Consider the following 22,784-nt stretch of genomic DNA (forward strand, 5'->3'; position numbering starts at 1 on the left):
GTTCGATAAGTACGTTGGGTGGTTTCTGACCCGAGATTCAGTAACCCCCTGGCGGAGTTTCTGACCGGCGGGTTAGTTATGCGCTCGTCATGGCTCGTCCCGCGGATCCGCATGCTCGTGCAGCCCTCATCGCAGCCGCGCGAGCGGAGTTCGTGAAGAAGGGTCTGCGTGGGGCGCGCATCGAGGACATCACCGCCGCCTGTGGCCTCTCCAAAGGCGCCTTCTATCTGCACGCCGCCTCCAAGGATGCCCTCTTCGCCGAGGTGGTGACCGAGTTCTCATCGGCGATGGACGAGCTCATCGAGCGGCGGATGAAGCAGATGGAATGCTTCTTCGCCGAGCATGGCCCGCTGGAGGCTCGCGACGTGGCCGAGCGCTCCGAGCGCTACGAGCGCCTGGTGGAGATGAACACCGAGGCGGACCTGGGCACGCTGGAGCTGATGTGGGCCTACCGCGACGTGGTGCACGTGCTCATGCGCGGCAGTCAGGGCACCGAGTTCGAGTCGCTGATGTGGGGCGTGGTGGACCGTGAGGTGACGCGGGTGTCGCAGGAGTTCCAGCGCCTGCAGGCGGACCACGTGAGCCGCGCGGACGTGCCTCCCACCGTCATCGGCTCGCTCATCGTTGGCACCTACGTGCTGCTGGCGCAGCAGATGAGCCAGATGGCGCAAAAGCCGGACCTGGAGGAGTGGGCCCGCTCCATCCATCGACTCATCCGCGAGGGCAGCATGCCCCCGGGTTGTGTCACGCCGGCTCCGGCCGCGCCCAAGAAGAAGACTTCCCCGCGCCGGCCCAAGGCCCGCGCTCTCTCTCGTACCCGTAGCACCTCGAGGTCAGGACCGTGAAACTCTCCAGGACGCCGCTCGTCGCCGGGCTCGCCGCCGTGGGCATGGCTGCCACCGTGCTTCCCCTCTCGGGCTGCAAGGCTGACGCAGCTTCGCCCGCCGCCCCCACCAAGGCCGCTGCCTCGGAGCTGCCCTCGGTGACGCTCACCACCCCGCGCTCGGTGACGACCTCGCTGCGCGAGGAGGTGACGGGCACGCTCTTCCCCGCCCAGGCCCTGCAGGTGGGCTTCGAGGTGGGAGGCCGCCTGGACAAGGTGCGCGTGAAGAAGGGCCAGGCGGTGCAGGAGGGCCAGGTGCTCGCGCAGCTCAACGCCGAGATTTCGGACGCCCAGCTCGCCCAGGCCCAGGCCGCGGTGGCCGCCGCCGAGGTGAGCGCCGCCATGGCCGCCGACGTGGCCGGTCGCAACGCGAAGCTGCAGGAGCAGGGCAACGTGAGCGACCTGCAGAACCTCACCTCCACCACCCAGGCGAAGCAGGCCGAGGCGCAGCTGCTCGCCGCCAAGGCGCAGCTCGCGCAGGCGCAGGCGGGCCGGCGCAAGCACGACCTCAAGGTGCCCTTCTCCGGCACCGTCGTGGACGCGCCCGAGCAGGTGGGCGCCATCGTGGGCCCGGGCGTCCCCATGTTCTCGGTGGAGAACCTGGGCACCCTGCTGCTGAAGACGACGGTGGCCGAGTCCATGCGCGCCCGCCTCAAGCCGGGCACGAAGGTGCGCGTGGAGGTCATCGGTGGCGGCGCCTCGACGGACGAGGCCACCATTCGCACCATCATCCCCTCGGCGGACGCGGCCACGCGCCGCATCCCGGTGGACGTCCTGGTGCCCAACAAGGATGGCCGCTTCGTGGCCAACACCCTGGCGCGCGTCATCCTCCCGCTGAGCGACTCGCAGGAGGCGCAGGCCCTGCCCAGCTCCGCGCTGTCCTCCTCGGGCGGCGACCACGTCTACGTGGTGGCCTCCACCGGCGAGGTGCGCCGCGTGGACGTCCAGGTCATCGAGCGCGGCTTGCGCGAGGTGGTGGTGAAGGCCGCCTCCCCGCTGGACAAGGTCGTCGAGTTCCCCACGCCGTCCCTCACCGAGGGTACGCGCGTCTCCGTGAAGTAATCCCCGCCGCACGATTTCAGGGCGTCCCCCATGCTCCTCAGCGACGTCTCCATTCGCCGGCCGATCTTCACGGCCATGATGTCCCTCTGCCTCATCGTCCTCGGGGTGATGGGCTACACCCGGCTGGGAACCGATCTCTTCCCCGACATCTCCATCCCAGTGGTGGTGGTAAGCACCGTCTACAAGGGCGCCGGCCCGGGTGAGATCGAGACCCAGGTCATCAAGCCCATCGAGGATGCCGTCGCGGGCATCAGCGGCGTGGACAAGATTCACTCCTGGAGCCGAGAGAACGTCGGCACGGTGGTGGTGCAGTTCAAGCTGTCGGCCAACCTGGACCGGTCGGCGCAGGAGGTGCGCGACAAGGTCTCGGCCATCGTCAACAAGCTGCCGCAGGACGCGGATGCGCCGATGGTGGGCCGCGTGGACATCTCCGCGGTGCCCGTCCTCACCTACGCGGCGAGCGCGCAGGCGGACTCGCGCACGGTGCGCAAAATCATCGAGGACAAGCTCAAGCCCGCCCTGGCGCAGATCGAAGGCGTGGCCGACGTGAGCATCCAGGGCGGTGACGTGCGGGAGATCCAGGTGGACGTGGACCTGGACAAGGCGCGCGCGGTGGGGGTGTCGCAGATGGACATCGCCCAGCGGATTGGCTCGGAGAACCTGGACCTGCCTGCGGGCCGGTTGCAGCTCGGTCCCACGGAGCTGACGGTGCGCTCGCTGGGCCAGTTCAAGAGTGTGGACGAGCTGCGCCAGCTCCCGGTGGCCCAGAGCCGCACGGGTGCCCAGGTGCGGCTGGAGGAGATCGCCACCATCACCGACGGCGCGGCCGAGCGGCGCACCACGGCACGCCTCAATGGGGTGGACGCCGTCATCCTGGAGGTCGTCAAGCAGCCCGGCTCCAACACGGTGGCGGTGAGCGATGCGGTGAAGACGGCGATGGCGAAGATCATTCCCACCCTGGGGCACGACTTCCAGACGCGGTTGCTCATCGACCAGTCGGTGGACATCCGCGAGAACGCCCACGAGGTGTGGATCGCCCTGCTCTTCGGCGGCGCGATGGCGGTGCTCATCATCCTGATGTTCCTGTTGGATCCGCGCGGCACCTTCATCTCCTCGCTGGCGCTGCCCACCTCCGTCGTCGGCACGTTCTTCGTGATGTACCTGCTGAACTACTCGCTCAACCAGATGACGCTGCTGGCGTTGTCGCTGGCCATCGGTCTGCTCATCGACGACGCGGTGGTGGTGCGCGAGGCCATCACCCACCGCCTGGAGCAGGGCGAGGATCCGGTGAGCGCGGCCTCCAACGGCACCAAGGACGTAGGCCTGGCGGTGCTCGCGACCACGTTCGCGCTGGTGGCGGTGTTCGTCCCGGTGGCCTTCATGCCGGGCATGGTGGGCCAGTTCCTCCAGCAGTTCGGCATCACCATCTCGGTGGCGGTGCTCATCTCCCTCTTCATCTCCTTCACGCTGGACCCGATGCTGTCCGCGCGGCTGGCGAAGCAGCGCAAGCCAGGCGAGCACCACCAGGAGAACGCGGTGGCCAGCGCCATCCGCCGCTTCCTGGATGGCAGCGAGCGCGTCTACTCGAACATCCTGCGCTGGGTGCTCGACCACAAGTGGCTCACCACGGGCATCACCGTGCTGGTGATGGTGGTGTCCTTCGGGGCCGCCAGCCGCCTGGGCATGGAGTTCCTTTCGGCCGAGGACCGCTCTCAGTTCATCGTGCAGCTCATCCTGCCCGATGCCTCCAGCTTGGAGCAGACGGGCACGCGCGTGGCGCAGGCCGAGAAGGTCCTCAAGAGCATCCCCGAGGTGACGGACATCTACGCCATCGTTGGTGACAACGGTGACGTGAACAAGGCGCGCCTGCGCGTCATCACCACGGACAAGAAGTCGCGCCAGCGGGGCATCCAGGCCATCAAGGAGGAGGCGCGCGAGCTGCTCACTCCGGCGCTGCCCGCCACCCGCGTCAACCTGCAGGACCTGCCCATCATCGACGGCCTGGGCGGCGACTTCTTCCCCGTCATGGTGCGCGTCACCGGCCCGGAGCTGGCGACCATCCGCGAGGAGGCCGAGCGCATCGCTCAAATCCTGCGCGACATTCCAGGCACCGCGGACGTTCGCGTGGACTTCAACCCGCCCAAGCCGGAGCTGGCCATCGAGGTGGACCGGGCTCGTGCCAAGGACCTGGGTGTGAGCGCCGCGGCCATCGCCATGCAGATGCGCCTGTCCATTGGCGGTGACGTGTCCGCCAAGCTGCGCGAGGGCATCGACGAGACGGAGATCCGCGTGCGGCTGAGCGAGCGCGACCGCGGCACCCCCGAGCGCGTGCGGCAGATCATGCTCGCCACGCCCAAGGGGCTCGTCCCGGTGTCGGACGTGGCGAAGGTGGAGCTGCGCGATGGCCCCAGCGTCATCGAGCACGAGAACCGCCAGCGGCAGATCGCCATCTACTCCCAGCTCAATGGTGCCCCCCTGGGTGAGGTGGCGGCGAAGCTCAAGCAGGCGATGACCGAGAAGCCGCTGCCTCCGGGCTACTCGCTCATCTACGACGGGCAGATCAAGATGATGTCCGAGCAGAACGATGCCTTCAGCACCGCGTTCCTGCTGGCCTTCGTCTTCATCTACATGGTGCTCGCCAGCCAGTTCGAGTCGCTCAAGCACCCCTTCACCATCATGGTGTCGCTGCCGCTCGCGCTCGTGGGCGCGCTGCTGGGCCTCGTCTTTGGCGGCTACCACGTGTCCATGGGCGCGATGATCGGCATCATCCTGCTGATGGGCCTGGTGACGAAGAACGCCATCCTCCTGGTGGACGGAGCGCTGCAGTACCTGCGCGAAGGCGCCACGGTGGACGAGGCGCTCATGAAGGCAGGCCCGCGCCGGCTGCGTCCCATCCTCATGACGAGCGCCGCCATGGCCATCGGCATGGTGCCCACCGCCATCGGCAAGGGCGTGGGCTCCGAGTTCCGCGCCCCCATGGCCATCGCCGTCATCGGCGGTGTCATCACCTCCACCTTCCTCACACTGCTGGTGGTGCCGGTGGTGTTCGCGGCCATGGAGCGCATCGGCTTCTCCAAGCGCGCCCCGAAGAAGGACGAGGCCCTGCCCGTCCCCGTCCAGGAGTCCAAGGAGCAGCGCGCCGCCTGAGTGGCCCGGGCGCGCTGCCCCTCCCCCCCATCCTCCTTCGCTTCTCTCTGCCCATGTTCATCCGATTCGCTGCCGGGTCCTCCCGGCGCCCCCTGTCGCTCGTTCTCCTCGCCGCCCTTTCACCGCTGGGTGCGCTCGCCCAGGCTCCCGCCTCGCAGCCCGCGACGGTGGGGGCTCCTGCTCCCGCCTCGCTGCGCACGGTGACGCTGAAGGAGGCGCTCTCCCTGGCCGCGGTGCAGAGCCCGGACGTGGCCGCTGCCCGCGCTCAGGCCGCCGTGGCCGCTGCCGGTGTTCGTCGCGCCTGGACGGCCTGGCAGCCCGAGGTGACGGTCGGCGGCCAGTTCGTCCACGCCAGCGCGGAGGCCCTGCTCGACCTCGGCAGTTTCGTCGGGCTGGTGGCCGGCGTGTTCCAGATTCCCCCGGTCAATCCGCAGATGGTCCCGGAGCCCGTCGTCATCACGGCGAGGAACTCGCGCTACGCGTCGGCGCAGATCTCCCAGCCCCTCTTCACCCCGGCTGGCGTCTTCCTGCTCGGCCCGGCGAAGGCGGGCGCGGAGGCGGCGGAGCTGGGCGCCTTGGAGGCTCGCGAGCAGGTGCTGCTGGCGGTGGCGCGCACCTTCCTGGGGCTGCAGGGCATCCAGCAGATGATGGACGCGGCGCGTGAGGCTGAGTCGGTGGCCCTCCAGCGCGAGGGCGAGGCCAAGGCGCAGCTCGGCGTGGGCATGACGGTGGAGGCGGCGCTGCTGCGCGCTCAGTCGGAGACGGCCCAGGCCCGCGTGCAGCTCGCGCAGCTCTCTGGCCAGTATGCGCAGCTCGTGGCGCTCCTGGGCGCGCTGGTAGGCGAGTCGGTGCAGCCCGCTCCGTTCGAGGCCTCCGGCGGCCCCCGCTGGCTCATCCCTGCCGAGGACCAGAGCCCCTGGGAGGACACCTACGCGGTGCGCTCGGCCTCCCTGGCGGTGAAGGCCAACGAGGGCAAGGTGACGTACGACCTCTTCTCGTGGCTGCCCAGCGTGGTGGCCCAGGCCCGCGGCCTCTACAACTCCAACTCTGGCTTCACCGGACAGAACCTCACCTACGAGCTGTCCGTCGCCGCCTCCATGCCGCTGTACGACCGCGGGCAGCGCTACGCGGCGCTGCACGAGGACCGGGCTCGGCTGGCGCAGGCCAAGGCGCAGTACGAGTCGGCGCGCGCCAGGGCCCACGCCAACTGGGTGGCGGCCAAGGCCAACATCCAGGCCGCCGAGGCCGCGCTGGCTCAGGCTGAGTCCCAGGCACATCTCGCAGCTCGGGTGCAGCAGCAGGTGGCGGCGGCCTTCCGGGCCGGCATGTCCACCAGCCTGGAGATGTCGGACGCGGACACGCGGCGCTTCCTCGCCGCCAGCGCTGCGGCCCAGGCCCGTGCCACGCTCGAAATCCGCCGCGTGGAGCTGGCTGGCGCCGCGGGCCGCATCGCCGCTTCGGTCGAGGAGTCGGAGCAGGCGAAGCAGTAGTGAGAGGTCCCCTCTCCCAGAGGGAGAGGGAGCGCTTGCCGGACACTCACCCCGGGTAGAGCGGGTCCATCACGTCCAGCACGTTCGAGAGCAGCTGCCGGCCCTCGGACGTGTCCGGGCACAGCCCGCCCCAGGCGAGCGTGAGGTTGGAGCCCACCTGCTTGTAGATCATCCTCCCGCGCATCTTCACCGGCTCGTAGCTCTGGCGCCCGCCCGCCATGAAGTCGCCGTGGGGCAGACCGAAGACGGCGTAGTAGCGGAGGTCCGGCGACACGGCGTCCCGCAGGTAGTGCAGCCCGCTGGGGATGGTCGCCGTCACGTCCAGCACGTGCCAGGAGCGGTGCCGGCCCGGCTTCAGCTCCTCGGTGCGGAAGCACATGCGCGGCGGCGGGCACCCGAGCGCGCCCGCGGTGAGCCAGTTGTAGTCGAGCTCTGGTACCTGGAGCATCTCGGGGATGTTGGGGCTCCCGTCCGCGTGGAAGCCCCAGGCGCTCCCGTCCGGCTCGTACGAGCGCAGCCCGTAGGCACCGTAGAACACGTTGTACCAGGGGCTGTGCGGGTTGTAGTACTCGGAGCACCCCGTCGTGTCGGCGAAGTCGCCGATGGTGAAGGCGACCAGCAGATCAAACGAGCGCCGCGTCTCGCGGGCCATGAAGGGCTCGTGCGCCACCGCGCCGATGGAGCCCGGCAGCTCTGGCACTGGCGTGGGGATGTTGGCGGCGGCCATGAAATTGTCACCCCCGCCGGGCAACGGGGTGGCGCGCATGGCCAGCGTCGCCAACTCTTTTTGTAGTCCCATGAAGTGTCTCTCCCGTCCACTGTAGACTCCCCGGCCATGCCGGAGCGGCTCGTCTACGAACATACCTTCGAGGGCCTCTTCGTGCGGGGGCTTGCCGGCCGGATTTCTCCGGCGGTGAAGGAGCGGCTGCGCCGGGCCGGGCTGGACCTGGAGCGTAAGCTGCTCCCGGCCTACCCCTTCGAGACCTGGGTCCGGTGTGTCGCCATCGTCGCCGAGTCGCTCTACCCCGGCGAGCCCGAGGAGGTCTCCTACCGGCTCCTGGGCGAGCGGATGGTGGATGGCTACCGGGACACCTTCACCGGGCGGATGATGTTCCGCGTCCTCCAGTTGCTGAGCCCGCGCCGCCTGGCCGCGCGCACCGAGCAGAACTTCCGTTCGGGCAACAACTACACCGAGGTCCGCCAGACGGACGAGGGGCTCAGCGAGGTGGAGCTGTGGGTGAACGAGCCTGGGCCCACCCGCTATATCGTCCAGGGAGCCATGCTCGCGACGCTGCGTGCCTCCCGGCCCGGAGACGAGGGCGTGGGCGTGGACGTGCTCGACTTCACCGCCGAGGGTGTCTCCCTCCGGGTGTCCTGGACGGGCGAGCCGTGAGCCCGGAGTCGCCCGAGGGGCCGGCGCTGCTCGCGGTGGACCTCGGGTTGCGCTCGGGGCTGGCGCTCTACGGCCCCAACGGGCGGCTGCGCTGGTACCGCTCGCAGAACTTCGGCAGCCAGTCTCGCCTCAAGCGCGCGGTGCCCTCCGTCCTGCACTCGGCCGGTCCGCTCGCGTGGCTGGTGCTCGAGGGCGGCGGGCCCATCGCCGAGGTGTGGGAGCGCGAGGCCCTGCGGCGCGCGCTTCCCGTGCTCCGCGTGTCCGCCCAGGACTGGCGCGCCCGGCTCCTGTATGCCCGTGAGCAGCGCAGTGGCGGTCTGGCGAAGGATGCGGCCGATGTGCTCGCTCGCCGGGTGATTGAGTGGTCCGGTGCGCCCCGGCCTACGTCTCTCCGGCATGATGCCGCCGAGGCTGTGTTGCTCGGGTTGTGGGGCTCTCTGGAGGTGGGCTGGTTGGAACAGGTTCCTCCCGAGGTCCGCAGGTAGGGGCCTCAGGCCCTCTTGGAGCTCTCTCCCGTCATCACCGCCGAGCCGATCAGGTGCGCCAGCCGCAGCGCCTCCGGCACGTTCCCCCGGTCCGTCAGGCGCTTCAGCGCTTCCTCCACCCACGCTGGCTCTGCTCCCTGCACCTGGAACGTGAAGCCTCCTCGCTGGTGGATGGGGCCTGCCCTCCTCAGCAGCTCCAGCCGTTTCTCCGGCCGCGGCAGGTGGCGCAGCGCGCGCTCCATCGCCTCCAGGTCCGGCAGCTTCCTCATCACCGTCACGCACGGCTTGCCCAGCGTCTGCGCCAGCCGCGGCAGGTCCACCACGTTGAAGCCCCCGAAGGCGATGCCGTCCAGCAGCACCAGGTGAAGCTGCGGCAGGAACTTGCCTCCCACCAGCAGCCGGCACACCTCGTCCGTCGCCGTCCACCCGTCCTTACGCACCCGTCCCCAGACGAGCCCCTCGAAGCGCGTCCCCGCGCACACCACTCCCACCAGGGGCACCTTCGCGCCGGGGCGCTTGGCGAAGGGGGCATCGTCGAATCCCGCGACTCGGGGCAGGGGCGGCAGGCGCATGGTCACCCAAAAAGAAAGAGCCCGACCTCTTGAAGAGGTCAGGCTCCTTGGCTCATCCGCGGGGGCGGATTAGCTGGCGGCGCGAACGTTCTGGGCCTGCAGGCCCTTCGGGCCCTTGGTCACCTCGAACTCCACGCGCTGACCCTCGGCCAGGGTGCGGAAGCCATCCATGTTGATGGCCGTGTGGTGGCAGAACACGTCCTCACCACCGCCGTCCTGCGTGATGAAACCGAAGCCCTTCGCGTCGTTGAACCACTTGACAGTACCAGTTGCCATGAACCGTTCTTCTTTCGTTACAAGGCGGAACATGCCGCCTTTCGGACTCGGACTTGAGCCTGGGCGTAAGGCGTAGTCCGTTCATTTCTGAATGTCGAGAGGGGAATCCCCCGATTGTTCAGCTTCGAGCAGCGTTGATGCCCGATTCCAGTGCGTCCACGTCCTCGGAGGTCATCCGCACGGACTCGCCCGTGGGCGGATCGAAGGGCGCGCGGCCAATCTGCTTCGTGCCCAGGCTGGGGAAGAAGGGCGCCAGCACGTAGTTGCTGATGCACCAGCCGAAGAAGCTGCGCTGGATGAGCTCCGGGTTGATGTGCGGGGCAATCTTGGCGTGCAGCTCGGGCAGGGTGCTCCAGTGCGCGCCCGCCATCTCGTGGTGGGCCGTGTGCAGGCCGTTGTTGAAGAGGAAGAAGTTGATCAGCTTGCCATCGAAGCTGCGCGAGTGGTCATGCTCGCTCCAGGGGTCCGTGTGGACGTGCTGGATGTAGTTGAAGAACATGATGGTCCACAGCGCGAAGAGCGCCGGGATGAGGAAGGCGAACGTCCACACCTTGAAGCCGAGCCCCAGCCCGTGCATCGCGATGGCCACGCCCAGCAGCGCCAGATGCGCGCCCGCCCACACCACGTACTGCAGGATGATCTGCCGGAAGAGCGCGGGGTTGGAGCGGCGCGCCTTGGCGATGTACTGCTTGATGGGATCGCTCTGCCAGTAGGAGGAGACGAAGAAGTAGGTGAAGGCCACCAGCCAGTTGTTCTTGTTGGTGTGGCGCCAGGTGATGGTGGCGTCGCCCGCCTTGTTCACCAGCTTGTGGTGGTTGAGGTTGTGCGTCGGCACCCAGGCGAAGGTGGGGTAGCCGTAGAAGTGCGAAATCCACAGGCCCATCAGCGTGTTGAGGCGCCGGTTCTTGAAGGTGGGGCAGTGGTTGTGATTGTGCGCAATGACACCCGCGGCCAAGGCCAGATAGCAGCCGAGCGGGCTGAGGTACGGAATAAGCTCGGGCCTGGCGTACTGCGCCAGGGCGACGACCGGCATGAAGAGACACCAGAGAAGGGTTCGGTAGTCGGCTGCATAGCGAGGAGTCATGGTTGTCCCGGGGCTATAACCGACCCAGTATGGGACACCTAGAGCCGTTTCAGGAAGGGAACACGCCTCGCGCTGGCCGAGCGGGCATGGTGCGTGAGCGCCAGCGGCGGAGCGTGACTACTCTCAACGTGGGAGGTAGCGGCGTATGAATCCCAGCCCTGTTCCCCAACCTCGAGGCGCCACGGTGCGCGGCGCGCTGGAGGCCGAGCTGTCCTCGGCACCGGAGACGGGCCTTACCGCGAAGGAGCTCTCCGCGCGGGTGGGCATCTCCGAGAAGGACGTGGCCGGACACCTGGAGCACCTGGAGAAGTCCCTGCGCGCCGGGGGCGCCGCGCTGGAGGTGATTCCCTCCGAGTGTCTCGCCTGCGGCTTCGTCTTCAAGGATCGCAAGCGCCTGACCCGGCCCGGCTCCTGCCCCGAGTGCCGCTCCACCCGCATCGAGCCGCCCGCGTTCCGCATCCGCTGAGAGGCTCGTGTCAGGGGCTCGCCGGAAGGGGCCCGCAAAAGCGAAGCGGCGGGAAGCCCAAGGCCTCCCGCCGCTCGTGTCACTTCAGCCCGTGGGGGCCGCGAGTGACTAGGCCGGCTTCACGCCCGGCTTGCCCTCGGCGATGGCGGCCATCGGGGTCTCGATGCGCATGCCGTAGAAGGAGCGGTACACGAACACCATCGAGGCGACGAAGAAGGCGCACGCGAGCACCGTGGTGAGGGTGCCCTGGCCGGACGCGTTCAGCTCCACCGCCAGCTCCACGGCGAGCAGGCCGAAGAGGGTGGTGAACTTGATGACCGGGTTGAGCGCCACGGACGAGGTGTCCTTGAACGGGTCGCCGACCGTGTCGCCCACGACCGTGGCCGCGTGCAGATCCGTGCCCTTGGCCTTCAGCTCCGTCTCCACCAGCTTCTTCGCGTTGTCCCACGCGCCACCGGCGTTGGCCATGAAGACGGCCTGGTACAGACCGAAGATGGCGATGGAGATGAGGTAGCCCACGAAGAAGTACGGCTCGAGGAACGCGAAGGCCAGGGTGCTGAAGAACACACCCAGGAAGATGTTGAGCATGCCCTTCTGCGCGTACTGGGTGCAGATCTCCACCACGCGCTTGGAGTCCTCCACGCTCGCCTTCTCCACGCCCTCCAGCTTGATGTTGGCCTTGATGAACTCCACCGCGCGGTAGGCGCCGGTGGACACCGCCTGCATCGAGGCGCCGGAGAACCAGTAGATGACCGCGCCGCCCGTCACGAGGCCGAGCAGGAACGGGGCGTGCAGCAGGCTGAGATAGCCCTGCTTGGTCGCGTCCAGCACCACGTTGCCCGTGGCCGTCTTGTTCCCGATGAGGATGACGATGATGGAGAAGATCATCGTGGTGGCGCCCACCACGGCGGTGCCGATGAGCACCGGCTTGGCGGTGGCCTTGAAGGTGTTGCCCGCGCCGTCGTTCTCCTCGAGGTACTCCTTGCCCTTCTCGAAGTCCGGAGTGAAGCCGAAGTCCTTCTTGACCTCCTCCTTCACGTTGGGGACGTTCTCGATGAGGGACAGCTCGTACACGCTCTGCGCGTTGTCCGTCACGGGGCCGTACGAGTCCACCGCGATGGTGACCGGACCCATGCCCAGGAAGCCGAAGGCCACCAGACCGAAGGCGAACACCGCCGGGGCGATCATCAGCGTGCTGGGGATGTCCATGCTGAAGAAGTAGGCGCCGCCCATCAGGCCCGCGATGATGATGCCCATCCAGTAGGCGGAGAAGTTACCAGCCACCAGGCCCGAGATGACGTTGAGGGACGCACCACCCTCGCGGGAGGCCGTGACGACCTCGCGCACGTGGCGGCTCTCGGTGGAGGTGAAGACCTTGATGGCCTCGGGGATGATGGCGCCGGCCAGGGTGCCACAGGTGATGATGGCCGACATCTTCCACCACAGGGTGCCGTCACCGGCCAGGTTGGGGATGAGCAGGTAGGAGACCAGGAACGTCAGCGCCACGGACACAATGGAGGTCAGCCACACCAGGAACGTGAGCGGGTGCTCGAAGTTCATGTGGTCCGCGTTCTTGTACTTGCCGCCCTGGATGATGCCGTTGAGGCCGTAGGAGCCGAGCGAGGCCAGCACCATCACGATGCGCATCATGAAAATCCAGACGAGCAGCTGGACCTGGAACGCCTCCGGCACCGCCAGGAGGATGAAGGTGATGAGCGCCACGCCCGTCACGCCGTAGGTCTCGAAGCCGTCGGCCGAGGGGCCCACCGAGTCACCGGCGTTGTCACCGGTGCAGTCGGCGATCACGCCCGGGTTGCGCGCGTCGTCTTCCTTGATCTTGAAGACGATCTTCATCAGGTCGGAGCCGATGTCGGCGATCTTCGTGAAGATACCGCCGGCGATGCGCAGCACCGAGGCGCCGAGCGACTCACCGATGGCGAAGCCGATGAAGCAGGGACCCGCGAAGTCGCGCGGGACGAACAGGAGGATGATGAGCATCAGCAGGAGCTCGGTGGAGATGAGCACCATGCCGATGGACATACCGGCCTGCAGGGGGATGGCGTAGGTGGGGTAGGGCTTGCCGCGCAGCGAGGCGAAGGCGGTGCGGCTGTTGGCGAAGGTGTTCACCCGGATGCCGAACCAGGCCACGCCGTAGCTGCCCGCGATGCCGATGAGGCTGAACACCAGGATGGTGACGACCTTGACGGGCGCCATGTGCTGCAGGAAGCCGAAGTACACCACCATCACGGCGCCGATGAGCACCTCGAGGATGAGGATGAACTTGCCCTGGGTGACGAGGTACGTCTTGCAGGTCTCGTAGATGAGCTCGGAGATCTCGAGCATCGACTTGTGGACCGGCAGGTTGCGCAGCGCCGTGTACTGCATGAAGCCGAACACGAGGCCGAAGATGGAGACGGCGATGCCCGCCATCAGCAGGGCGCGGCCGTTGAGACCACCGACGAAGGTGATCTGGCTGAAGTCAGGGAGGACGAGGTCCGCCTCGCTGGCGCGGGCGGAGCCGGAGGCCAGCACGGCCAGGAGTCCGAGGACCCTGACGGCGGTTCCGGTGACGCTCGCGCGGAGAGCGTCCATCCGTGAAGTGGGGTTCATGGGGTTCAACTCCTCAAAAGCTCATCATCTGTGGCGGCGGCGCTCTCGGCCTCCGCACGCCGGGAAGAAGAGGGGGTGTCGAGGGGTTGGCCGCCTGCGGGCGGGGGGACCGCACGCCGACGCTTCAGCACAGCCTCGCCCTTCAGGGCCGGAGAGCACGCCTGAAGGCGGCCCGCGTGTACCACGGCCCCGGTAGGGAAGTCGAATTCCCGTAAGAGCAAGTGTTGCAACATCCCCTCTCCCCTCGGGAGAGGGACGGGGTGAGGGTATAGCGGTTCCCGAGTTCAACCCTCTCCCTCTGGGAGAGGGACAGGGTGAGGGTGTTCCGGCGCGCCCGGGCCGCTCCGGGCCTTATCCCACAGGTAAGGTAGGCTTCTCGTAAAGACCCTCACCCCCACCCTCTCCCAGAGGGAGAGGGAGTACGTCTCAGAGCACCTTTACCTTGATGCTCTTCAGCTCCTGATCGCCGCGAAGGATGCTGACGGTCCACTCGCCGGGCTTGTTCATGCGCACGCCAGTCCACTGGCGGGAGCGCCAGCCCTCGCCCTTGATCTTCACGTCCTTGGTCTCGCGCACCACGGTGCCCTGCTTCACCTGGACCATCAGGTCCTCGATGCTGTCGCCCTGGGGAACCAGGTAGGACTGCCACAGCATGATGCTGGTGCCGGCCTTGATGCTGTCGGGGTTGGCCTCGACGGTGCACTCGAACTTGTTGGGGCCATCCTTGGCGACCTCGGTGCACAGCTTGGCGTCCACCAGCACGGGGCCCTGGCCCTGGCCCTTGTAGAAGTACTCCCAGGTGGTCTTCACCGCGTCGGCGGACGGGGCCTTCACGGGCTCTTGCGCCGGGGCGGCGCTCGGCTCCGCCTCCTGAGCCATCGCCACGCCACCGAACGCCACCACCGCGCACATCGCCAGCTTCTTCAGATTGCTTGCCATGATGTTTCCCCCTCGATTCGGGCTGAGCAGGGCCAGCCAGGACCGCCGGCCCGCTGGGAGCAGGTGTCTACCACAGGAAGAAGGCGAGGGTGACGAGCGGCAAGTAGACGAAGAAGGCCACCAGCAGGAAGCCGAGAATGTCCTTGAAGTCGAGCCGCGCCACCGCCAGCAAGGGCAGGGCCCAGAAGGGCTGGATGAGGTCGGTGGCCATGTCCCCCCAGGCGTACGCGAGCACCACCTTCTCGGGTGCCACTCCGAGCGTCTGGGCCGCCTGCAGCAGGTAGGGTGCTTCGATGGCCCACTTGGAGCCGCCCGAGGGCACGAAGTAATTCACCACACCGCTGTAGAGATAGACGATGGCGGGGAACGTCTGGGTCGTGGAGAGGGAAACGAAGAGCTGGCCGATGCGCTCGGTGAGGCCGGTGGCCTTGAAGATGCCGTAGATGCCCGCGTAGAGCGGGAACTGCAGCACGATGCCGTGCAGCACGCTGGCGGCCTCCTCGCTGGCCTTGAGCAGCCGCGCGGGCGTGCCGTGCAGCAGCACCGCCAGCGTGAGGAAGAGGAAGTTCACCACGTTGAGGTTGATGGCCTTCCAGCCGCCGTTGAGCCACAGGTGGCGCCCGAACCAGACGAGGCCCAGCACGCCGAAGACGACGTTGAGCAGCGGCGAGTAGTCCATCCACACGGCGGCGCTCTTCTCGCTCGGGCGCACGGGCGGCTCGAAGTCCTTGAGCTGCTCGAGGATGGCCGGGTTCACCCGCACGGCGCGCTCGGGCCGCGGGTGCAGAGCCCACGCCAGCAGCGTGAGGCCGCCCACCACCGCCACGGTGAGCCCGAGGTTGAAGGGGGAGAAGAGTGTCCGGTCGATGGGGATGATGCCGAGCTGCTTCTCCAGGAAGTGGCCGGGGGTGGCCACCAGCAGCGGGGCGGAGGCGGACAGGCCGGCGTGCCAGGTGGCGCCCAGGCCGAAGTACGCACAGGCCACCAGCAAGCGGTAGTCCACGTCCGGCTGTCGTCGCACCACGAAGCGCACCAGCATGGCGCTGGCCACCAGGGACAGGCCCCAGTTGATGTAGGCCAGGCCCATGGACACCGAGGCCATGAGCACCACCGCGCCCCGAGGGCTGCGCGCCAGCCCCGCCAGGTGCTCCAGCAGCCCACGCACCGGACGGGTGAGCGCCAGCAGGTACCCGGTGAACATCACCAGCGCCATCTGCATGGAGAAGGTGAGCAGCTCCCAGAAGCCGCTTCCCCAGGCGTCCACCACCCGCCCAGACGGCGTGTCCGCCCAGCCCATCGCCAGCCCCATGGTGAGCAGCGAGAGCAGCACCGCGATGGCGAACGAGCTGGGCACGAAGCGCGCGGAGAAACGGCCAAGGGCCTCCGCGATGCGAACGAGTGTTTCCACGGGACGTCGGGCTCCAATGAGGGGGGAGGTCGTACCTTCCCTCGGCGCATCTGAACACGGAGCAGCACGCCTTCCGAGAAAACCGGCGTGACCCCGTCACGGCTCAGCGGCCACTTCGGTGACGACTGGCGCACACTCCAGGCCCTCCGAGTGTCTGGATTCCATCGGAAAGTCCTCGTGGGACGGCCCCACATGTCAGGGAATGCGCAGCCCCCCACTTGTCGCTCTGAAGTGCAATGGCCATCTGCCCCCTCATGGCCTACCGCGTCCATATCCCTGTGGAGCTGTGGAGCACCTTGAAAGCGCTTCCACCCGGACTCGTCGAACGCGTGCATCGGCGCATCGACGACATCGCCCAGCTGGCCGAGGTGGCTCCTCCCCTCAACCCGCTCTGGTTCAAGCTCGGCGCCACGGACCGGCCCTTGCTGCGCTGCATTGTGGATGGGTACGCCCTCCTCTACGAGGTCGACGAGTCCTGCCGCACCGTCTCCGTGCTCGACGTCGAGCAGGAGGAGACCGAAGAGGCCTCGCTGTCCTTGGATCTCCTGGCCGCCAACGGCCGTCACTGACGCGGCTCCCCCCGTCGCCCGTTGCAACCTCACCCCTTCGGGGAGAGGAGATGTGGCTTCACCCGGTGCGCAGGAGGCTGTACGCCGTCATCGATCCCCCCTCGGCGATGATGCCCCGCACTCTGGCTGGTTTCTCCCCGCCCTCCAGCACCTCGCTCGCGAAGCCCCCCGCCGCCATCCGCGGTGCCCGCTGATCCTCCACCTCGCGTGAGTCACCACTGTTCCGCGCACTTCGCGCCGCCGAACCAGGAGCACCTGCCGGGCCCGAATTCGAGCAACTGGTCCGATGGTCGGACCAGTTGGTGATGCGCGCGGCCAAGGCGCTGCCTGCTCAGGAGGCTCCGCGCAGCGGCAGCGGATCAACCCGAGGGGACTGGAAACGGGCGGAGGAGCGGTAGAAGTTTCAGCCCGGTTATGGTGCTTTTTACAGGCCCTCGGGCGTCACCCTGTACCAGCGAATGAGGGGATGCGCGCCGATAGTGGCCTACAGGCAGGGTTCTTCAACCACTTCGCGACATACCAAGTGCGCGAGCCCTCGTCGGGCGCGGCGGCACGAACATGGCATGGCTCCAGGGCGCTGTGGAACCCGACTCCCGCCCGAATTGCGCCTGCCACACTCCGCACACGGAACTGGCGGAGTGCCCCACCGTCGTGCGGGCCCCTGTGGCCTGCACGCCGAGCTCGGTGACCCTGCCGCCTTCGGGCGGGCGGGCCGAGAAGCTCGTGGGCCAGCGCTTCGGCAGCTTCATGTCCCTATGCGAGCTGGGCCGCGGTGGCATGGGCACGGTGCTGCTCGCCGAGCACGTCCTCATCCCCAAGCGCGTCGCGGTGAAGGTGCTCCACCCCCACCTTGCCGACGAGCCGGAGCTCGTCTCCCGCTTCCTCGCCGAGGCGCGGGCGATGAGCCTCGTGCAGCACGAGAATGTCGTCACCGTCTACGACCTCGACACGCGCGAAGGCCACCCCTACTTCGTCATGGAGTACCTGGAGGGCCAGAGCCTCGCCGCCTTCGCACGCGGGCCGCTCGAGCCGCCGCTTGCCGTGGAGCTGCTCGCCCAGGTGTGCGACGCGCTCGGGGCCGCTCACGCGCGCGGCATCGTCCACCGAGATCTCAAGCCCGCCAACCTCTTCCTCGTGACGGGCCCCAACGGGCGCCACCGGGTGAAGCTGCTCGACTTTGGCATCGCCAAGCGACTCGTCCGGCTGGAAGGGGAGACTCCCACTCGCACCGGCGTGCTCATGGGCACTCCCGAGTTCATGGCCCCCGAGCAGTGTGGCGGCTCGGACGTGGATCCACGCACCGACCTCTACGCCGTGGGGGTGCTCGGCTATCTGCTGCTCACTGGCACCACGCCCTTCAGCGGCAGCAACGCCGCCGAAATCCTCGTGGCCCACCTGCAACAGGCCCCGCGCCCACCGCACGAGGTGCGCCCGGGGATTCCGTCCGCGCTCTCCGCGGTGCTGTTGCGCGCGCTCGCCAAGCGGCCCGAGGCGCGCTTCGCCACCGCCGCCGAGCTGCGCGCCGCCCTGGAGGCCTCCATCACTCCGGCGCGCACGCCCGTGCCGCTGCCTCTGTCCGGCTTCTTCGCGCGTGTGCCCGTGCATGGCTCGCTGGGCATGCGCGAGTACCCCTGTGAGCGCGTGGGCCGTACCGGCCTCTTCGTGCGCACCGGCGACGAGCCACCGCCGCTCCTCTCGGACGTGTCGCTGCTGCTGCGGCTGCCCGGGGGCGAGCTGCCCTGCACCGGCCAGGTGGTGCGCCACGTGACGGGCGAGCAGGCCCGGGCGTGGAACATGGTGCCAGGCTTTGGCGTGGAGCTGCGCGACGCCACCGCCGCCTTCCAACAGACCTTCACCCGGCTGCTCGCGGGGGAGAAACCCCCAGAGACCACGCCTCCCACCGCTCCCCAGGATGACGCCCGCGCCGAGCCCGTGCTGCGCGAGTTCCGCCAGCGGCTCTCCGGGAACCATTACACGGTGCTGAGCGTGCCCCGGGACGCGGACGCCGACATGGTGCGCGCCAGCGCCCGCGACTCTCGCAACCGACTCGAGCCCCTGCTCGCGCTCCCCCTGTCTCCCGGCCAGCGCGCCCTCGTTCAGCGCGCTCTCGGCAAGGTGGCCGAGGCGCTCCTCGTGCTTGGCCACCTGGAGCGGCGCGTGGAGTACGACGCGGAGCTGCGCAACCTGGACGGCGTGGTGCGCTGCCTCGCCGCCGGCCTCACCGTCACCGCCCTGGAGACGTGCCGCCGGCGCTACCTCACCCGCCACCCGGAGACCGAGGGCCACTCGCTGCTGCACCTGGCCTCCGGAGACGCCTTCCGCTCCGCCGGCCGCCTGTCCGAGGCCCTCTCCGCCTACGAGGCTGCCCTCCGCGTGGATCCTCTCCACCTCGAAGCCCTCAAGCGCTGGCATGCCCTCCGAGCGAGGATGCGCGGTCATGCGTCCCCCGCGCCCCCCCGTTAGTATGGGCCGCGCGCATGGCCTCCGACCCCTCTGACCTCGATGACAAGCTCCCCCTTCAGGGGCGCTTCAACCGCTTCCGCAAGCTGGCCGGTCTCTCCGCTCAGATCAGCGCGGACGTCCTCAAGAGCGGGGCGAAGCGGCTCGTCGGCCAGGAGCCGGAGCTCCTGAGCAAGGCCGCCGCCGAGAAGCTCGTCTCCACCCTGGGAGAGCTCAAGGGCGCGGCCATGAAGTTCGGCCAGGTCGTCTCCATGGACACGGAGTTCCTCAGCCCCGAGGTGCGCCAGGTCATCGCCCGCCTGCAGAACGAGGCCCCGTCCATGCCCCAGGAGGTGGTGGTCCGCGTCCTGCGCGAGGAGCTCGGGGACACCCCAGAGGCGCTCTTCCGCGAGTTCGACCCAAAGCCGCTCGCCGCCGCCTCACTGGGCCAGGTGCACCGCGCCGTGCTGCATGACGGCCGCGAGGTGGCGGTGAAGGTGCAGTACCCCGGCATCGCCGAGACGCTCTCGGGCGACATGGACAACCTGGGCCTGGTGGTGAAGACCGTCTCCAAGGCCTCGCGCCTCGCCGATGGCACCGCCTACTTCCAGGAGCTGCGCGAGGAGATGCTGTTGGAGACGGACTACCTGCGCGAGGCCGCGCTGTGCTCCGACTTCGCCCGGGCCACTGCGGCCCTGCCGGACCTCCGGGTGCCCGAGGTCATCGCCGAGCGCACCTCCCGGCGCGTGCTCACCCTGGAGCTGCTCCAGGGCCGCACCCTCAAGGACTGGGTCGTCTCCGAGCCCTCCGCCGAGGAGCGCTTCCGCGTGGCGCGCCAGCTCATCTTCGCCATCTACGCGCCCTTCTTCACCCACGGGCAGATGCACGCCGATCCGCACCCGGGCAACTTCATGGTGCTCGAGGACGGGCGGTTGGGAGTGCTCGACTTCGGCTCCATCAAGCGCTTCAGCCCTCGCTTCGTGGACGCCAACCGGCGCATGTTCCTGCACGCAGTGCGGCTCGAGTCCATGGACGTGATGGGCTTGAGCCGCGAGGTGGGCTTCACTTCGGAGCTGCCGGATGAGGAGGCCACCCCCCTCATCCAAGAGGTGCTGCACATCGCCGGGCGGCCCATGCGCTCCTCGCCCTACGACTACGCCTCGTGCTCCATCACCCGAGACATGAAGCTGCACTTCGCGCGCAACGCTCCCCGCTTCCTGAAGATTCGTCCGCCCGCTGAGGCCGTGATGTTCTTCCGCTCGACTGGGGGACTGGCGCAGAACCTGCGCCTGATTGCGGCCCAGGGCGACTTCCGCGGCGTCTTCCAGGAGGTTGCCTCGCTCCTGTGAGCGAGGCCTTCTCGGAGCGCTAGCGGGTGCCTGACGCTGGCAGCCGGCTCTTCTTGTAGATGCTGATGAGCTTGCGGGCCAACGACTCGCCCTGAACACTCTTGGAAATATAGCCGTCGGCTCCCGAGGCCAGCGCGAGCGAGCGCAGCTTGGATTCGTCCGAGGCGGAATAGAGGATGAACCGCGTGGTGGCCGGCGCCTGGTTGCGCGCCAGCGCCAGCACCTTGTCGCCACTGAGCGCGGGGATGTTCACGTCCAGCAGCACCAGGTCCGGTATCGCATGGCGCACCAGGTTGGACACGCCCAGCGACGAGCGGTGGGTGCGAACCTCGAAACCGTAGGCATGCAACGACCGCTCCAACAGCATCAGCTGATCCACATCATCGTCCACCACGAGGACACGAATCTTGTTCTCGCTCTCGGACATGGGCTCCCCTTGGAGGCTTGGCAAGATGATCTCCAGGATATCGCCTCGGCCTGTGACTGGGAGGCCCACCCCCCTCTCCAGAAGACGCCGAGATCACAATTTTGCCGTCTATAGCTCGGGGAGATGTGCAAAGCCGGTAAGAGCCCATGGACGTGGGTCCAGCGAGATGGGCAAAGCCAGAAAGACAACATCGCAGCACCAGGGCCGGGGTGCTCACGCACGTCGGGAGGTCACCCGAGGCAGTCGGACGGTGAACACCGTGCCCCCCTCGCGTGTCGAGCGCACCTCGACACTGCCCCCGTGCGCGACGGCGATCTGCTGGACGATGTAGAGCCCCAACCCCAGTCCGGACGTGGGCCGGGTCCCGCGCAGCTCTCCCTGGCGGAAGGGCTCGAACAGGTCGGGCACCAGTCCAGCGGGAATGGGCTCGCCCTGGTTGCGCACCTCGAGACGCACCTGCGCTCCCTCGTCGTGGAGGGCCAGGGTGATGGGCGTGTCCTCGGGGCTGTAGTCGACGGCGTTGCGCAGCAGGTTGCCAAGGAGCTGGGCCAGCCGATCCTGATCCCACTCGCCCTGGAGATTGCCGCGCGCCTCCAGCCGCAGCTCACGTGTGGGGTGGGCCACCTCCAGCTCGCTCACCACGCGGCGGCCCAGCGGGCCCAGGTCGCAGGGGGCCGGCTCAATGGGGATGCCGCCGCCCAGCCGCCCGCGCGTCAGGTCCAGCAGATCTCCGATCATCCGCGCCATCTGCTCCGCGTTGAGGGCGATGCGCTGGGCCAGCCGCAGGCCCCGCTCTGGCAGCGCCTCCTGGCGCAGCATCAGGGTGGCCGACAGGTTGATGATGCCCAGGGGGTTGCGCAGGTCATGGCTGACGATGCCGAGGAAGCGCTCGCGGAACTCGGCCGTCTGACGCAGCTGCTCCTCGAAGCGCTTGAGGTCGGTGATGTCCACCACCGCCGAGGCCACCATGAGGGTGCGGCCCTCGCGGTCCTTCACTGGGGCGTAGCTCAACAGGTAGTGGCCGATTGCCCCTCCCTGTCTCGGTGGGGGGACGGAGACCTCCATGTTGCGCTCCGGCTCGCCGGTCTCGAAGACCCGCAGGTAGTGGGGCTCGATGATGGAGGCGAGGTCCGGGATGACCTCCCCCAGGGTTCGCCCGAGCGTCTGCTCCACGGAGACGCCGTTGATGGCGGCGAGCGTCGGGTTGATGCGGACGTAGCGTAAATCCCTGTCCAGGCAGGAGATGCCCACCGGGACGGTGGCCAGCAGCGTGTCCAGCAGCGCCAGGGCCTCCTCGCGCTCCTGCGCCAGCGCTCGCCGCAGCGCAATGTCCCGCGCGGTGAACACCGCCCCATCGGGAGTGCCGTCGGGCCGGACCAGGGGCCGGGCCGTGACGGAGATGGGCAGCCGCGTGCCATCCGGCCGGCGGATCCACAGCTGCTCGTCACTCACGTGCTCGCCCTGGAGCGCGCGGTAGAGCGGCACCCGCTCCAGGGGTAGCGGATGGCCCTCCTCATCGGACAGCCCATACGTCTGCACCCATTGCCGCGGGCCCACCTCCCTCAAGGGCACGCCATGCTGGCGCTCGGCCTCCGGGTTGAAGAGGCGCAGCACGCCCTGGGCATCCGCCACGATGATGGCATCGCCGCTCTGCGCGATGACGCCCTCGAGCAGGGCCCGCTGCTGCTCGGCCTCGGACCGGGCGGTGCGCTCGCGCTCCAGTAGGGCCGCCCTGTCCTGCTCCGCCTTCTGGCGCTCCTCGTCCTGGCCGTGCTCGGAGTCGGCGACGGCATCGGCCATGGCGACGTCCAGGCCGCGGTGCAGAAGGCGCTGCTCGGCGATGACGAGTGCGTCACCGGCCTCCTCCAGCAGCGCGAGGATGCAGTCGCGCAGGAGTCCGTACTCGCGGACAATCTGCGTGACGTCGTAGCCAAGCGCTCGCCGTTGGATGCGGTGCGTGCGTGCCGTCTGGCGCACGCTGTTGTCGACCGCAGAGGCCGTCTCACCGCTGGAGGTGGTGCGGAGGAGCTCGTACAACTCCTCGAGCAGGACGGGGACGGTGTCGAGGATGGCGGAGCGCGGCAGCTGCTCCATGGAGAAATGGGCCCGCACCTCGTGCTCGAACCGCTGGAGGATGTCCTCGCGCCGTGTGGCGAGAAGGTCGGCCAGTGCACCCATGAGAGTG

Annotated in this window: 20 protein-coding genes; 11 read left to right on the top strand and 9 right to left on the bottom strand. The window is 68.4% G+C overall.

Annotated elements, in window-relative coordinates:
• Positions 1 to 89 precede the first annotated feature (89 nt).
• The 4 genes from OV287_RS05210 to OV287_RS05225 are packed head-to-tail and all read left to right on the top strand — an operon-like array spanning position 90 to position 6,582.
• Positions 90 to 845, top strand: a complete 756-nt coding sequence (locus tag OV287_RS05210) for a TetR family transcriptional regulator (protein ID WP_267532865.1) — start codon at positions 90 to 92, stop codon at positions 843 to 845.
• The gene (locus OV287_RS05215) at positions 842 to 1,945 is read left to right on the top strand and encodes an efflux RND transporter periplasmic adaptor subunit (RefSeq protein ID WP_267532866.1); all 1,104 of its coding nucleotides are present in this window, start codon (positions 842 to 844) and stop codon (positions 1,943 to 1,945) included. Before OV287_RS05210 ends, OV287_RS05215 begins: the two co-directional genes overlap by 4 nt.
• A gap of 30 nt (positions 1,946 to 1,975) precedes the next feature.
• Positions 1,976 to 5,092, top strand: a complete 3,117-nt coding sequence (locus OV287_RS05220) for an efflux RND transporter permease subunit (protein ID WP_267532867.1) — start codon at positions 1,976 to 1,978, stop codon at positions 5,090 to 5,092.
• A gap of 53 nt (positions 5,093 to 5,145) precedes the next feature.
• Positions 5,146 to 6,582 (top strand): TolC family protein, encoded by a 1,437-nt coding sequence (locus OV287_RS05225; RefSeq protein WP_267532868.1) that lies wholly within the window; start codon positions 5,146 to 5,148, stop codon positions 6,580 to 6,582.
• A gap of 46 nt (positions 6,583 to 6,628) precedes the next feature.
• Here OV287_RS05225 and OV287_RS05230 read toward each other — a convergent pair whose 3' ends face one another.
• Positions 6,629 to 7,381 carry a hypothetical protein gene (locus tag OV287_RS05230; RefSeq protein WP_267532869.1) on the bottom strand — a complete coding sequence of 251 codons (753 nt, stop codon included), beginning with the start codon at positions 7,379 to 7,381 and terminating at the stop codon, positions 6,629 to 6,631.
• Between the two features lie 36 nt (positions 7,382 to 7,417).
• Between OV287_RS05230 and OV287_RS05235 the strand changes: the two genes are divergently transcribed.
• Together OV287_RS05235 and OV287_RS05240 are read left to right on the top strand one after the other, a co-directional pair.
• Positions 7,418 to 7,975: a DUF2378 family protein gene (locus tag OV287_RS05235; RefSeq protein ID WP_267532870.1), complete on the top strand. Its 558-nt coding sequence runs from the start codon at positions 7,418 to 7,420 to the stop codon at positions 7,973 to 7,975.
• Positions 7,972 to 8,460 (top strand): hypothetical protein, encoded by a 489-nt coding sequence (locus tag OV287_RS05240; RefSeq protein ID WP_267532871.1) that lies wholly within the window; start codon positions 7,972 to 7,974, stop codon positions 8,458 to 8,460. Before OV287_RS05235 ends, OV287_RS05240 begins: the two co-directional genes overlap by 4 nt.
• Before the next feature lie 5 nt (positions 8,461 to 8,465).
• On the opposite strand, the gene OV287_RS05245 is transcribed toward OV287_RS05240, so the two are convergent.
• The 3 genes from OV287_RS05245 to OV287_RS05255 form a co-directional block, all read right to left on the bottom strand.
• Positions 8,466 to 9,032 (bottom strand): endonuclease dU, encoded by a 567-nt coding sequence (locus OV287_RS05245; protein WP_267532872.1) that lies wholly within the window; start codon positions 9,030 to 9,032, stop codon positions 8,466 to 8,468.
• A 69-nt stretch (positions 9,033 to 9,101) separates the two neighbouring features.
• Positions 9,102 to 9,308, bottom strand: coding sequence for a cold-shock protein (locus tag OV287_RS05250; RefSeq protein WP_047854950.1), 207 nt, complete (start codon positions 9,306 to 9,308; stop codon positions 9,102 to 9,104).
• Positions 9,309 to 9,426: 118 nt separating this feature from the next.
• Positions 9,427 to 10,341 carry a fatty acid desaturase family protein gene (locus OV287_RS05255; protein ID WP_267532873.1) on the bottom strand — a complete coding sequence of 305 codons (915 nt, stop codon included), beginning with the start codon at positions 10,339 to 10,341 and terminating at the stop codon, positions 9,427 to 9,429.
• Positions 10,342 to 10,537: 196 nt separating this feature from the next.
• Here OV287_RS05255 and OV287_RS05260 point away from each other — a divergent pair, with 196 nt between their 5' ends.
• Entirely contained in the window at positions 10,538 to 10,858 is a 321-nt protein-coding gene (locus tag OV287_RS05260; RefSeq protein WP_267532874.1) for a transcriptional regulator, read from the top strand.
• A gap of 108 nt (positions 10,859 to 10,966) precedes the next feature.
• Here OV287_RS05260 and OV287_RS05265 read toward each other — a convergent pair whose 3' ends face one another.
• The 3 genes from OV287_RS05265 to OV287_RS05275 form a co-directional block, all read right to left on the bottom strand.
• Positions 10,967 to 13,468 (bottom strand): sodium-translocating pyrophosphatase, encoded by a 2,502-nt coding sequence (locus OV287_RS05265; RefSeq protein ID WP_267532875.1) that lies wholly within the window; start codon positions 13,466 to 13,468, stop codon positions 10,967 to 10,969.
• Positions 13,469 to 13,894: 426 nt separating this feature from the next.
• Positions 13,895 to 14,407 (bottom strand): hypothetical protein, encoded by a 513-nt coding sequence (locus tag OV287_RS05270; protein WP_267532876.1) that lies wholly within the window; start codon positions 14,405 to 14,407, stop codon positions 13,895 to 13,897.
• A gap of 67 nt (positions 14,408 to 14,474) precedes the next feature.
• Positions 14,475 to 15,815 (bottom strand): short-chain fatty acid transporter, encoded by a 1,341-nt coding sequence (locus tag OV287_RS05275; RefSeq protein ID WP_267532877.1) that lies wholly within the window; start codon positions 15,813 to 15,815, stop codon positions 14,475 to 14,477.
• Between the two features lie 296 nt (positions 15,816 to 16,111).
• Between OV287_RS05275 and OV287_RS05280 the strand changes: the two genes are divergently transcribed.
• From OV287_RS05280 to OV287_RS05295, 4 genes are all read left to right on the top strand, one after another.
• Positions 16,112 to 16,384: a type II toxin-antitoxin system RelE family toxin gene (locus OV287_RS05280; RefSeq protein ID WP_267532878.1), complete on the top strand. Its 273-nt coding sequence runs from the start codon at positions 16,112 to 16,114 to the stop codon at positions 16,382 to 16,384.
• A 65-nt stretch (positions 16,385 to 16,449) separates the two neighbouring features.
• Positions 16,450 to 16,578, top strand: a complete 129-nt coding sequence (locus tag OV287_RS05285; RefSeq protein ID WP_267532879.1) for a hypothetical protein — start codon at positions 16,450 to 16,452, stop codon at positions 16,576 to 16,578.
• Between the two features lie 457 nt (positions 16,579 to 17,035).
• Entirely contained in the window at positions 17,036 to 18,847 is a 1,812-nt protein-coding gene (locus OV287_RS05290; protein WP_267532880.1) for a protein kinase domain-containing protein, read from the top strand.
• A 14-nt stretch (positions 18,848 to 18,861) separates the two neighbouring features.
• Entirely contained in the window at positions 18,862 to 20,172 is a 1,311-nt protein-coding gene (locus tag OV287_RS05295) for an ABC1 kinase family protein (RefSeq protein WP_267532881.1), read from the top strand.
• A gap of 19 nt (positions 20,173 to 20,191) precedes the next feature.
• Here OV287_RS05295 and OV287_RS05300 read toward each other — a convergent pair whose 3' ends face one another.
• Positions 20,192 to 20,599, bottom strand: coding sequence for a response regulator (locus OV287_RS05300; RefSeq protein ID WP_267532882.1), 408 nt, complete (start codon positions 20,597 to 20,599; stop codon positions 20,192 to 20,194).
• 213 nt (positions 20,600 to 20,812) lie between these two features.
• Complete coding sequence (locus OV287_RS05305; RefSeq protein ID WP_267532883.1) at positions 20,813 to 22,777, bottom strand: sensor histidine kinase; 1,965 nt, start codon at positions 22,775 to 22,777, stop codon at positions 20,813 to 20,815.
• Positions 22,778 to 22,784 lie beyond the last annotated feature (7 nt).

This window comes from Archangium lansingense (assembly GCF_026626635.1).
GTDB lineage: Bacteria > Myxococcota > Myxococcia > Myxococcales > Myxococcaceae > Archangium > Archangium lansingense.